Genomic DNA, 12799 nt, shown 5'->3' on the forward strand with positions numbered 1-12799 from the left:
CTGAACGGCTTGAGCGGCCTGGGCGTTGGGGCAGGTCGGCCGCGGCCGGAAAACGATTTGTCCGTTGTCGGACGGTCCCGCATGCTGATCCGGCGCGCATACCTGAGCCGGGCAGGCTTCCCGGCGACGACAACGCGCGGACGGACGGCCCGCGAGCGGAACGCCTGCCCGCCGCATGGAAGCAGGAGCAACAGTCATGAGCCCCGTGGCCCGGCTCGGTGGTGGGCGGGCGCCGATCTGGATGTGGACCCGGCCGGAGGGCGTGGAGAGCGCCGCTCTGGACCAGCTGCGCGCGATCGCCTCACTTCCCTACATCCACCACCACGTAGCGGTCATGCCGGACGTGCACCTGGGCAAGGGCGCGACGGTCGGCTCGGTCGTGGCGATGCGGGAAGCCGTCTCCCCGGCCGCGGTCGGCGTCGACATCGGCTGCGGGATGGCCGCGCTTCGCACGAGCCTGACCGCGTCCGACCTGCCGGACGACCTGGGCGCGGTGCGGTCCGCCATTGAGGCCGCCATCCCGGTCGGGCACCGCCATCACGCCGCCGTGTCCACCAGGGTCCGCCGCAGCGCCGACCTCTGGGATGCCTTCCCAGGCCTGCACCCGAAGGTCTCGGGCCTGCTGGGCAAGGCGATGACGCAGCTCGGCACCCTAGGGTCGGGTAACCATTTCATCGAGCTGTGCCTCGATGCCGACGACGCGGTCTGGATGATGCTGCACTCCGGCTCCCGCAACATCGGCAAGGAGATCGCCGACGCGCACATCAGCGTCGCCAAGGGTCTGGCGCACAACACCGGCCTGCCCGACCGGGACCTCGCGGTGTTCCTCGCGGGCACGCCGGAGATGGCCGCCTACCGCCACGACCTGCGCTGGGCGCAGGAGTACGCGTGGCGCAACCGGCAGACCATGCTCGCGCTCTACGCCGACGCGCTGCGCGGTTTCTTCCCGTCGCTGCGGGTCCCGTGCCCGCCGGCCGAGGGCCCGCACACCGGCGAGGCGGCCTTCGCGAACGTCAACTGCCACCACAACTACGTCGCGGAGGAGCACCACTACGGCGCCGACGTGCTGGTAACCCGCAAGGGCGCGATCTCGGCGCGGGCCGGCGAGTACGGCATCATCCCGGGCTCCATGGGTACCGGCTCGTACATCGTCCGCGGTCTGGGCAACCCGGAGGCGTTCGCGTCCGCGCCGCACGGCGCCGGGCGGCGGATGAGCCGGTCCAAGGCGCGCAAGACGTTCACCGTCGACGACCTGCTCGCCCAGACGGCCGGCGTCGAATGCCGCACCGACCCCGGCGTGCTTGACGAGATCCCCGCCGCCTACAAGGACATCGACGAGGTCATCGGCTTCAGCGGCGATCTTGTCGAGGTGGTCGCGCGGCTGCGTGCCGTCCTCTGCGTCAAGGGCTGAACCGGGACGGGACCGCCGCGACCGTCATGGTCATGGCTCGTGGACGGAGGACGTTCACCGGAACGGACCTTACGGTGGGTCCTGTTCGTTGGACAATACGTTCCGGCACATGGCGGTTCCGGCCGGCCAGTGGCCGCGTGTCACTCCGTGGCCACTGGTCCCAGTGGAACAGGGAGGGCATGCGTGCCCGACGTCAGAGCGGTTCCAAACGACGACCTCACAGGCCTCGCGAGCCCGGCGGGACCCGTCGGCCCCGCCGAGCCGGCAGGCCCGGCAGATCCGGCGCAGTCCGCCTTCCACAGCTTCGACGCCGAGCGGCTGGAGATCCAGACCGGCGCGATGCGCGTCGCCGCCACCTTCGAGCCACCGATGCTCTCGATCGACGGCGACATCGACGTCTCGGTACTGCCGGCGCTCGTCGGCACGCTCGCGAAGGTCGCCCACCACGGCCGCGGCGACGTCCGCGTCGACCTGGCGCGGCTGCGCCGCGTCGACGTCGGCGGCCTGCGGGCGCTGGTGGCCTCCGCGGGCAACCTGAACCGCGATGGGCGGCGCCTCGTGCTGCACGCCGCCGCGCCCTGGCTGCTCGGCCTGCTCATCGTCACCGGCTGGGACGACGCCCCGGGCCTGCGCGTGCTCCCCGGCCCGGTGCCCGCCGGGTAGCCGGGACGGCGAGGCCGCCTGCGCCGCGACCGCGGCGACGGTCGGAGCCGGGCAGTGGCCGGCCATCGCCCCGGTGTCGTCGAGGCAGAAGTCCACATAGCTGTGCCCGTCGACGTCGGTGAGCCGGCACCCGGACGCGGACGACACCACCACCGGGTAGCTGCCGGGCCAGCGGGTCATCCAGTTCATCGGGACTCCGGCGAGCTGTGAGCCGCGGGCCCGCTCGTACGCCGCTCCGGCGGCCGGATGGGTTTCGACGAATCGGGCGGTCTCGGCCGCGAGCAGCCTTTCCAGCCTTTCCGGGTCAACCACCGACATGGGCACTCAGTTTACGGACAGTCGCTCGCCGCGGACAGTGCGGCGGCCGGGGGCCCGAAGGTGCGCTCCGCTCTGTCAGCTACCCGGCATGGCGATGCTCAGGGGACTGACTCCGCCTAACTTCTCCTCATCGTGCTGTTTGGGGGAGGAACGGGATGAAGCGAAAGATCGCAATACCGTTGCTGGCGACCGTCGCGACTGGACTGCTGTTCGCCGGTGGTTGCGGGGGTTCCTCGGGGTCGCCAGGGGAAACGTCCACCCCGAGCGCGCCGAGCACCGCCGCGACAGCCGCGCTGTCGCCGGCCCCGCCGTCCGAAGAACCGTCCGCGGACGCGTCGTTGCCGCCGGGAGCGCAACCGGGCGTGTTCGACCTCAACGATGACGGCACCCCCGACCCCACGTGCGGCACCCAGGACTTCGGCGGCGGGCTGGTGCTGCGCATCCCCTGCGGGGACTTCAGCGGGTACGCCCACACCCCGGAGGACGGGACCACGCTGGTGCCGGACTCGCTCTACCGCCTGCCCGGGCCCGACGACGTCGACCTCAGCGGCATCTCGGGCGAGAACCTCCAGGCCGTCGACGATGCCGGCCGCGAGGTCTTCATCCTGATCTTCAACAGTGACGGCCTGTTCGAGACCGGCAGTGACGTCATCGGCAGCACGGACACGATGGACGCGACCATCAGGCTGATCAACGCGCACTACGCCGGCGGCGACATCCAGGTGCGCGGCCACACCGACGCGACCGGCTCGGCGAGCGTCAACCAGCCCCTGTCGGAACGCCGGGCGGCGACCGTCCAGCGCTACTTCACCGACCACGGGGTCCAGGCCGCCTCGGTCACGTCGGTCGGGCTCGGCAGCACGCACCCGCTGGTCCTGGAGACCAACCCGGACGGCTCCCCCAACCCCGCGGCCCAGCGCTTCAACCGCCGCGTCGAACTCGTCGTCCACCTGCCCAAGTAGGGCGACGCTGGCTCGAAGGTCGCTGGCGCGACCGCTCGCCGCGTCGCCGGTCGGGCGCGGAGCGCCCTCCGGGCGTGGTACCGGATGCTGGCGTATAGCCGGGTCGGTGTGGTGCCGGGCCGAGGACGTGGCTGGGCTGACGCCGCGCTAGCGGCGCCGTCACCTGGCTTGGCCTGGGTCGCGCTGAATGGTTGCGGCGCGACCGCTCGCCGCGTCGCCGGTCGGGCGCGGAGCGCCCTCCGGGCGTGGTACCGGATGCTGGCGTATAGCCGGGTCGGTGTGGTGCCGGGCCGAGGACGTGGCTGGGCTGACGCCGCGCTAGCGGCGCCGTCACCTGGCTTGGCCTGGGTCGCGCTGAATGGTTGCGGTGTTAAGCGGCGCTGGTGGCGCCGATGACGGCCGTGAGCTGGGCGGCGTCTGCGGTAGCGGATTTCTCGGCGCGGCCGGCGAAGATCTCGTTGAGGAAGACGCCGGTGTGGCTGGCCGCGTTCGCGGCGACCGTCTCCGGGGTGCCCTCGGCGACGACCCGGCCGCCGCCGGTGCCGCCCTCGGGACCCATGTCGATGATCCAGTCCGCCGTCTTGATGACGTCGAGGTTGTGCTCGATGACGATGACGGTGTTGCCGGCGTCGACGAGGCGGCCGAGCACGCCGAGCAGCTTGCGGATGTCCTCGAAGTGCAGGCCGGTGGTCGGCTCGTCGAGGACGTAGACGGTGCGCCCGGTGGAGCGGCGCTGCAGCTCGGAGGCGAGCTTGACCCGCTGCGCCTCGCCGCCGGACAGCGTCGGCGCCGACTGGCCGAGCCGGACATAGCCGAGGCCGACGTCGTTGAGCGTGCGCAGATGGCGGGCGATCGCCGGGACGGCGGCGAAGAACTCGGCGGCCTCCTCGATCGGCATGTCGAGGACCTCGGCGATGCTCCTGCCCTTGTAGTGGACCTCGAGGGTCTCCCGGTTGTACCGGGCGCCGGCGCACACCTCGCAGGGGACGTACACGTCCGGCAGGAAGTTCATCTCGATCTTGATCGTGCCGTCGCCGGAGCACGCCTCGCAGCGGCCGCCCTTGACGTTGAACGAGAACCGGCCGGGCAGGTAGCCGCGGACCTTCGCCTCGGTGGTCTCGGCGAACAGTCGCCGGATGTGGTCGAACACGCCGGTGTAGGTCGCCGGGTTGGAGCGCGGGGTCCGCCCGATCGGCGACTGGTCGACGCGGACGGCCTTGTCAAGGTGGTCGAGGCCGGACACGGTGCGGTGCCGGCCGGGGACCTCGCGGGCGCCGTTGAGCTTGTTCGCCAGCACCGCGGCCAGGATGTCGTTGACCAGGGTCGACTTGCCGGACCCGGAGACGCCGGTGACGGCGACCAGGCAGCCGAGCGGGAACGAGACGGTGACGTCGCGCAGGTTGTGCTCGCGGGCGCCGTGGACCGTGAGCGTCCGGCCCTTTGTCTGCGGGCGGCGCACCGCCGGGACGGCGATGGACCGCCGGCCGGCCAGGTACGCGCCGGTCAGCGACTCCTCGCTGGCGAGGAGGTCGGCGACGGTTCCCGACACGACGATCCGGCCGCCGTGCTCGCCGGCGCCCGGGCCGATGTCGACGACCCAGTCGGAGGCGAGGATGGTGTCCTCGTCGTGCTCGACGACGATCAGCGTGTTGCCCAGGTCGCGCAGCCGCACCAGCGTCCTGATGAGCCGGCGGTTGTCACGCTGGTGCAGCCCGATCGACGGCTCGTCCAGGACGTAGAGCACGCCGACGAGGCCGGAGCCGATCTGCGTCGCCAGCCGGATCCGCTGCGCCTCGCCGCCGGCGAGGGTGCCGGCCGCGCGGTCGAGGGAGAGGTAGTCGAGGCCGACGTCGAGCAGGAACGCGAGCCGCGCGTCGATCTCCTTCAGCACCCGGCCGCCGATCGAGCGCTCCCGCTCGGTCAGGTCGAGGTCCTTGAGGAACTCGGCGCACTCGCCGATTGACATCCCCGAGACCTCGGCGATCGAACGGCCGCCCACCGTGACCGCGAGCGACTCGGGCTTGAGCCGGGCACCGCGGCACGACGGGCACGGCACGTCGCGCATGTAGCCCTCGTAGCGCTCGCGGCTCGTGTCCGACTCGGCCTCGCGCAGGCGGCGTTCCAGGAACGGGATGACGCCCTCGAAGCTCGTGTAGTACGAGCGCTTGCGGCCGTAGCGGTTGGTGTAGCCGACGTGGATCTCGGTGTCGCCGCTGCCGTGTAGCACCGCCCGGCGGGCCCGGTCGGGCAGCGCCTCCCACGGGGTGTCCATCGAGAAGTGGAGGTCCTCGGCCAGCGCGGACAGCAGCCGTTCGAAGTACTCCTTGTTGTGCCCGCCGGCCCAGGGGCCGATCGCGCCGCCGGCGAGCGACAGCGTCGGGTCGGCGATGACGAGCTCCGGGTCGACCTCCTTGCGGGTGCCGAGGCCGGTGCACTCGGGGCAGGCCCCGTAGGGAGTGTTGAACGAGAACGAGCGCGGCTCGAGCTCCTCGAACGACAGGTCGTCGTAGAGGCAGGCCAGGTGCTCGGAGTACATCCGCTCGCGGTCCTCGTCCTGTGGGTCCCGGTCGACGAAGTCGAGCAGCACCAGGCCGTTGCCGAGGCGCAGCGCCGTCTCGACCGAGTCGGTGAGCCGTCGCTTGGCGGACTCCTTGATCGCGAGCCGGTCGACGACGACCTCGATCGTGTGCTTCTTCTGCTTCTCCAGCTTCGGCGGGTCGGTCAGCGGGATGACCTTGCCGTTCACCCGGGCGCGGGCGAAGCCGGAGCCTTGCAGCTCGGCGAACAGGTCGACGTACTCGCCCTTGCGCCCGCGGATCACGGGGGCGAGCACCTGGAAACGGGTGCCCTCGGGGAGCTCCATCAGCCGGTCGACGATCTGCTGCGGGGTCTGCCTCGCGATCGGCCGGCCGCACTTCGGGCAGTGCGGGCGGCCGGCCCGGGCGAACAGCAGCCGCAGGTAGTCATAGACCTCGGTGATGGTGCCGACCGTCGAGCGCGGGTTGCGGGAGGTCGACTTCTGGTCGATCGAGACGGCCGGCGACAGGCCCTCGATGAAGTCGACGTCCGGCTTGTCCATCTGCCCGAGGAACTGGCGGGCGTAGGCCGACAGCGACTCGACGTAGCGCCGCTGGCCCTCGGCGAAGATCGTGTCGAACGCCAGGCTGGACTTCCCCGAGCCGGACAGCCCGGTGAAGACGATCAGCCCTTCGCGGGGAAGATCGAGGTCGACGTCACGCAGGTTGTGTTCGCGCGCACCCCGCACGACGAGACGATCCGTCATCCGCGTTCCCTCACGTCTTCTCGGCTTCGTCGGCCCCACCCGCGCCAGACCCGGCATCGCGTCCTGAGGCCGAGGGACAGCACCACGGCACCCGGAACGCCGACCGCGGGTTCAGACCCGTGGTCCTGGCCCGGCGATGCTCCTTGCCCGGTGCTCACCTCGGTACGGACAACCCGGACCCGAGCAAAGGCACTCCCAGCGTACGGATGGGATACGACACTTCTCGGACGCGGGACGCCTTCCCGAACGTCCGTTCGATACTAGCGGCCGGTATGAGAGTGTCCGCGGAGGGGCCACGCCGGGGCCACCATCCGAGCCGGTGCGGACCGGTGCGGACCGGGTGCGAGCCCGGCGGGCGGCGGACGCGGAGCGGGACGGGCGGCGTTTCGACCCCCGCATGCCCTCGTCGCGCCGAGGACGGCCTCCGGCCGCGGTGGGTCGAGCTCCGCTCCACCACCCCGTCCGCGGCCCGGGTGGAGTGGGATCTCCGTGATCGGCTTAGCGATTCCAGGGTGGACACAATGAGTCTTTTCGCCCCTCCGGCCACGATTCGGATCCGTATGCTGCCTATGCTTCATCTGGTCGGAACGAAACTTGGGATGAGATAGCCAGTTGGTACGACGTGACCGGCGTCATACTGTTTCCCCGACTCGCCGGAAAGAATTTCCGCGCGTGCCCGTCCCGGGTGGTTACGGTGGGTCCGGTCGTCAGGAACGCTGGTCGCAGAAATCACGACGAATAGCGGCTGGCCCGCGCCCAGGAGGGCGGAATATTGCACAGCCTGCTCGCGGTCGTCGTCTCCTACGGCGGCTCGCCCCACCTGAATGGACTACTCAGCGCGCTCGCCGGCATGGCGGGCTGCCAGGTCGCGCTCGTCGAGAACAAGCTCGGCGGGCAGCACGGCACCGTGCCCGATGGCGTGCGGGTGTACGCCGAGCACGGCAACATCGGCTACGGCGCGGCGGTGAACCTCGCCGTCAAGCGTGCCCTGGCGGCCCCGCCGCCGGGCGACGGCTCATCCGGCGGCATTCCGGACTGGCTGCTGGTCGTCAACAGCGACGTCACCATTCCCCCTGACACCCAGGAGATGCTGCCGAAGCTCCTGGCCCAGGCGCCCGCCGACGTCGACGTCCTCGGGTTCGCGATCCGCACGGACGACGGCGGCCCGGGGCGGTCGACCGCGGTGCTGCCGACCATCGGCACCAGCGCCTTCACCGCGCTGCGCGGGGAGGCCGCAGCGGTGGTGCGCTGGCCGGCGCTGCGGTACCCGGTCGGGGCGTTCTTCGCGATTCGCGGGTCCGCGTTCCTGCGGATCGGCGGCTTCGACCCATCCTTCTGGCTGTACTACGAGGAGACGGACCTGTTCGCCCGGCTGCTCGCAACCGGCGGGCGGATCGACTGGTGCGGCGATGCCTGGCCGGTACTCCACACCGGCGGTGGCACCGCGGGCCGGGACGCGGAGCTCCAGCGCGAGCTCGGCCGGGCGGCCGTGGCCTACGCCCTGCGCCACCGCGAGACCATCGGCCGCGGCTGGCTGCCCGTCCACGCGGCGCAGCTCGCCCTGTTGACCGGCCGCAAGGCGGTCCTAGGCCGGTGGCCCGACGCCAGAAGGTCCGCCTGGATCCTCGCCGGCCTGCTCCAGGCGGCCACGCTGCCCGGGCGGGAGCCCGCCGCCCGGTCGCGCTGGCACGCGGTTCCTACCAGGACCCGGATCGCGCTCGCCGGCCTCGACGACATCCCGCCGCGCCCGGCGGGCTTTGGCGGCCCTCGGAGAGAATGACGACGCCGGAAACATCGGGCGCGGCCGCGGGCCGCCGGTGGCAGTGCTGGAGGAACGATGAGCGTGCGCGGGTACACGGGCGATGTCACGGTGGGCGGGCCGGCGGACGTCCGGGAGCTGCCCGGCCTGACGGTCACCAAGGTCGCGGTCGGCCCGTTCGACAACAACTGCTACCTGCTGCGCTGCACCGCGACCGGCGAGCAGCTGCTCATCGACGCGGCCAACGAGCCGGACACCCTGCTGCGCGTGATCGGCGACGAGGGCCTGGCCACCGTGGTGACCACGCACCGCCACGCCGACCACATCCAGGCGCTCTCCGACATCGTCGCGGCCACCGGCGCGAGCACCGTCGCCCACCCGGACGACGCGCCCGCGATCCCGGTGCCCACCGCGGCGCTGCTGCGCGACGGCGAGGCGGTCCGGGTCGGCGAGGTCACCCTGCGGGCGATCCACCTGGTCGGCCACACCCCTGGCTCGATCGCCCTGCTCCACGACGCCGACCCGGCCGCCCCGCACCTCTTCACGGGCGACTGCCTCTTCCCGGGGGGACCTGGCCGGACAACTAAGCCGGGCGAGTTCAAGAGCCTGATGGACGGCCTGGAGGCCAAGGTGTTCGGGCCGTTGCCGGACACCACCTGGATCTACCCGGGCCACGGCAAGGACAGCACCCTCGGCCGCGAGCGCCCACAGCTGGCCGAGTGGCGCGCCCGCGGCTGGTAGCGCCCCGGGATTCGGGGGCCCAACCCCCCGAACCCCGTCCGCCCGAAAACAGCGCACCCTGGGCAGGCCGGGCGCGGTACCCGTCACCCGCGCCCGGCGCCAGCTCGCGGCTCAGCCGAGCTTCGTCCACGTACAGCGGGTCTGGAACGCGGCGTCGGTCGGCTTGATGGTCACGACGCCGTGACCCTGGACATTGCCGTTCGCGAGGATCTCGCCCGAGTCTCCGGACGTGCCGGACAGCCGCGCCCAGTAGCAGGAGTCCAGGACGTCGGTGCCAGCGGTCGTGGTCTCGTAGGTGCCCGGTTGGATGCTGGTGCCGACCAGCCAGGTTCCCGGGGTGATGGTCGTCGCTGGTGCGGGCGGCGCGACCGGTGCAGTGGGTGTGGTGCTGAGCAGCGGCGCGATATCGGGCCGGGGCACCTCCGGGCAGTAGGCGATGGCGACCGCGTACACGAAGTCCACGGCCTCGGTCCGGGACATGTGGAAGTTCTCCTGGCTGGTGGAGATCAACGGTTCCGGGTTGTTGCTGCGCGTCAGCCTGCAGACGTTCGCCCCGACCTCGTCGATCTTCGAGTCGTCCGCGGACGTGAACTGTGGGTACTGCCTTTTGACGATCACGGCTGGGGCGATCGTCGGCGCCAGTCTTGGCGTCGGGCTGGCACTCGTCGTCGTGGTCGGCGTTACTGGCTTGTTGTCCGCGCCAGACTCACCCCCGCAGGCCGCCAGCATCGCCGCTAACGCGACGGTCGCCATGATCCGAATCCTCATCTTTCCCCCCGGTCCCCCAGTAGCCGCGAGGCCGGACATCAACGGCCGCAGCGCGATTTGCTTGTGCGATCGGTCAAGGTGGCAGCGGCGTCCGTGCAGGGCAAGGTGGCGTTGCCAGGCGCGAGCCAGCCCCGCCCCCGTATTCGAGAGGGCAGGGCTGGCTAGGTCGTTGTCAGACCACGAAGCGGTCGACGTCCGTAGCCCGCGTGGCGCCCCAGACGCGGCCGTCAGGCGAGGGCGTAGAACGTCCGGTCATCGTTCAGGGCGAACGACTGCTCCACGATCCACAGCCCGCTGGCTACCTGATCAGATGGGACGGAGGCGCACTCGTTTCCTGACGCCGTGGCGTCAGGGAACATTTCCGACAGGTTGTCTATCGGGTTCGGGATGACGCCGCAGTAGTCGTCCTGCGAACCGCCGGAGCCGAAGGTGTTGCCACCCGAGCCGAGGAACTTGATGCTCAGGTCGACCAGGGGTGTTCCTGACTTGCTGCCCTTGTAGACGAGGGTGACGGGCACCATCACGAACTGGCGGCCGGCGGCCGGCGGCTCGTTGAACTGATTCTCGCCCCTCACCTGGTCGGTGGCGTTCTGAACGGTCGGGCCGAGGCTGACCTGCCAGTCGCCGATCTTGACCGTCGTGCCGGCGGGGACGGGGTTCTCCCGCGTGCCGGGTTTCGCTCCGCCGTCACCGCCCCTCTCGGCCCCGGTCGTCGTGGCGGCCGACGGGTTGACGACGGTGGCGCCGTTGCCGTCGGGGTCGCTGGTCGAGCAGCCGGCCACGGCCAGCGTGGTGGCGAGCAGTCCGATGGCGACGAGTGTGCGCGGACGGTGCATGTGTGCTCCCCCTGCCGTGCGGATGTGATGCGCGCCGCACCCTATCGCCCACGCCGGCCCGGTTTGCTGCGGCCATGGGGAGCGGTCCGGTAGCCGACCGTGACTCAGGTCGCCACCAACGCGACCGCTCCGAGGTGCCAGCACTGCCGCCCGGCCTGACCGGCCTCGCAGTCGCAGACCGCGGCGTTCTCGACCCGGTACACCTCGTCTCCGCGCGAGGAGACGACGAGCCAGACGTGGGCCTCGGCGGCTGGGATGACCGCGCCGTCCTCGATGGCCTCGACGGCGGCCTCGACCTGGTCGTCAGAGAACGAGCCGGCGAGGGTCTCGGCGCGGCGGTGGGCGCGCTCCCAGCAGCGGCGGCCGTAGCCGCGGGCGATGCTGGCGGCGGACCGGAGAACCCGGCCACAGCCGCCCAGACAGCGGACCTCGGCAGCCGGGACCGGCTCGGCGGGGGTCTCGGTGACCGCGGGAGCCGCCTCGAGGGCGACGCCGGCGACCACCGCGGCGAACCGCTCCGCCATCGCGTCCGTCTCGTCGCCGAAGGCGCCGACGATGTCGAACAGGTCGCGGGTGGCGGTCGTGGTGGTGGTCATCTTGGTCCCCCGAACTTCTGTGATGCGACATCACCAATGATAGTGACATGGCATCACGGAAGTTTCGGAACCGGACAACGCCCGAACAACTTTCGTGACGTGGCATCATGGCCGAATGACCGACGACGACCCGCTGCTCGCGTACCCCGAGGCCGCCGCCGTCGCGGGCGTCTCCGTCAGGACGCTCCGCAACTACAAGGCCGCGGGCACCCTCCCCGAACCTGATGACGACACCTTTCCGGACCGGCCACGGTGGCACCGGTCGACCATCACGGCCTGGCTCGCAGCGCGTCCCGGACAGGGGGTCGGCGGCGGGCGGCCACCAGGGCGGAGCAGCGGCTGAGCGCCGGCGGCGCCCGACGCTCCTCGCCTCCGGGAAGCGTCAGACCAGCCGAGGCGCGATCACTCTGCCGGCGCCGGCAAGGTGATGGCCACAGAGGTTCGGGCTGAACCTCTGTGGCTTCCAGCCCGGTTGACGGGTCTCCGCGGCTAGCGGGCCGGGGGGGGGGCGGCGGGGGGGGGCCCCCCCCCGCCCGGGGGCGCCGCCCCCGCGGGGGGGCCCGCGGGACTGGGGCGCCGGGCCGGCGCCGGCTCATCACGCCGGTACGGGTGCCTCGTCCGAGTCCGGCAGTACGTCGGCGGCCTGGCGCAGGATTTCGAGCACGTCGGCGCACTCCCCGGCCGTCCCGACGACGTGCAGCCGCGCCGTCACGCGCACTCCCCGGATGGCGGGGATGGGTCCCCGGCCACATCCGACCCGGACATCTCCACCGTGAACCGCGCCCGCAGCGGCTCGACGAGCCGGGCGTCAGCCGGCAGCCGGTCGCGCATCGCGGCGGAAGCCTGCCCGGCAGTCTCGCCGGCCGGTGCGGTCAGGGTGACCCGGTCGCCGGGGAATTGCGGCGCACTCACAGGCCGTCCCGCCGCGGCGCGCCGTCGACCGCGTTGGCGCCCGAGAACGGGCCGACGACCTCCCGCTCTGCGTCGACGGTCGCGCTCACGGCTGGCCGCCGTCGGCCGGGTAGAAGCCGCTGCCGTACAGCGTGAACACGATGGTCACGCTGCCGACGAGGCGGGCCCGCGCGGGGACGCCGCACATGGCGTCGATGACGTCCTGTGCGGTGGCGGCGGTCGCCGCGGTGAACTCGACCCGGTCGCCGTTACGGGTGACCGTGATCCTCGGCTCCCAGCCGGTCGCGCGGCGCATGCCCTGGACTCCGTCGACGTCCCACAGGTCGCCCCGGGTGACGTCCGTCCGGTAGTCCCAGTCGGCGGGCTTGTCGCCGGCCTCGGGCTCGGCGGTTACCTCGGCGGCCTCGGCGGCCTGCCCGTCCGACGGGGATGATGGGTCCATACGGCGCCCTCCCGTGGCGTCGTGGCTCCCTTTGGGAGCCAGGGCCCGTTCCGGTGGTTGCACACCGGGCGGGCCTTCTCTTATGCGCGCCCAAGTGACGGCACGCGA

12 protein-coding genes are annotated in these 12799 nt (G+C 71.8%); 6 read left to right on the forward strand and 6 right to left on the reverse strand.

Annotation, left to right across the window (positions count from 1 at the left end; all coding sequences use genetic code 11):
- Positions 1–196: 196 nt before the first annotated feature.
- From QOZ89_RS01665 to QOZ89_RS01675, 3 genes are all read left to right on the forward strand, one after another.
- Positions 197–1411, forward strand: coding sequence for an RtcB family protein (locus QOZ89_RS01665; RefSeq protein ID WP_071052336.1), 1215 nt, complete (start codon positions 197–199; stop codon positions 1409–1411).
- A gap of 183 nt (positions 1412–1594) precedes the next feature.
- The gene (locus tag QOZ89_RS01670) at positions 1595–2074 is read left to right on the forward strand and encodes an STAS domain-containing protein (RefSeq protein WP_071052337.1); all 480 of its coding nucleotides are present in this window, start codon (positions 1595–1597) and stop codon (positions 2072–2074) included.
- A gap of 473 nt (positions 2075–2547) precedes the next feature.
- Complete coding sequence (locus QOZ89_RS01675) at positions 2548–3354, forward strand: OmpA family protein (RefSeq protein WP_083419576.1); 807 nt, start codon at positions 2548–2550, stop codon at positions 3352–3354.
- Between the two features lie 370 nt (positions 3355–3724).
- On the opposite strand, the gene uvrA is transcribed toward QOZ89_RS01675, so the two are convergent.
- Positions 3725–6637 carry an excinuclease ABC subunit UvrA gene (uvrA, locus tag QOZ89_RS01680; RefSeq protein ID WP_071052338.1) on the reverse strand — a complete coding sequence of 971 codons (2913 nt, stop codon included), beginning with the start codon at positions 6635–6637 and terminating at the stop codon, positions 3725–3727.
- A gap of 772 nt (positions 6638–7409) precedes the next feature.
- On the opposite strand from uvrA, the gene QOZ89_RS01685 reads away from it, so the two are divergent.
- Both QOZ89_RS01685 and QOZ89_RS01690 read left to right on the forward strand, forming a co-directional pair.
- Positions 7410–8417 (forward strand): glycosyltransferase family 2 protein, encoded by a 1008-nt coding sequence (locus QOZ89_RS01685; RefSeq protein ID WP_071052339.1) that lies wholly within the window; start codon positions 7410–7412, stop codon positions 8415–8417.
- 57 nt (positions 8418–8474) lie between these two features.
- Positions 8475–9137, forward strand: coding sequence for an MBL fold metallo-hydrolase (locus QOZ89_RS01690; RefSeq protein WP_312622783.1), 663 nt, complete (start codon positions 8475–8477; stop codon positions 9135–9137).
- 111 nt (positions 9138–9248) lie between these two features.
- On the opposite strand, the gene QOZ89_RS01695 is transcribed toward QOZ89_RS01690, so the two are convergent.
- From QOZ89_RS01695 to QOZ89_RS01705, 3 genes are all read right to left on the reverse strand, one after another.
- Positions 9249–9890, reverse strand: a complete 642-nt coding sequence (locus QOZ89_RS01695) for an Rv1352/Rv1906c domain-containing protein (RefSeq protein ID WP_312622784.1) — start codon at positions 9888–9890, stop codon at positions 9249–9251.
- Between the two features lie 242 nt (positions 9891–10132).
- Complete coding sequence (locus QOZ89_RS01700) at positions 10133–10741, reverse strand: hypothetical protein (RefSeq protein WP_312622785.1); 609 nt, start codon at positions 10739–10741, stop codon at positions 10133–10135.
- A 104-nt stretch (positions 10742–10845) separates the two neighbouring features.
- A complete protein-coding gene (locus QOZ89_RS01705; RefSeq protein ID WP_312622786.1) occupies positions 10846–11337 on the reverse strand; it encodes a DUF6011 domain-containing protein in 492 nt (163 codons plus the stop codon).
- 115 nt (positions 11338–11452) lie between these two features.
- Here QOZ89_RS01705 and QOZ89_RS01710 point away from each other — a divergent pair, with 115 nt between their 5' ends.
- Entirely contained in the window at positions 11453–11680 is a 228-nt protein-coding gene (locus tag QOZ89_RS01710; RefSeq protein ID WP_312622787.1) for a helix-turn-helix transcriptional regulator, read from the forward strand.
- A 365-nt stretch (positions 11681–12045) separates the two neighbouring features.
- On the opposite strand, the gene QOZ89_RS01715 is transcribed toward QOZ89_RS01710, so the two are convergent.
- A complete protein-coding gene (locus QOZ89_RS01715; protein ID WP_312622788.1) occupies positions 12046–12249 on the reverse strand; it encodes a hypothetical protein in 204 nt (67 codons plus the stop codon).
- Positions 12250–12334: 85 nt separating this feature from the next.
- Positions 12335–12691: a hypothetical protein gene (locus QOZ89_RS01720; protein ID WP_312622789.1), complete on the reverse strand. Its 357-nt coding sequence runs from the start codon at positions 12689–12691 to the stop codon at positions 12335–12337.
- Positions 12692–12799: the final 108 nt, after the last annotated feature.

The organism is Pseudofrankia coriaricola, assembly GCF_032027725.1.
Taxonomy (GTDB): Bacteria; Actinomycetota; Actinomycetes; order Frankiales; family Frankiaceae; genus Pseudofrankia.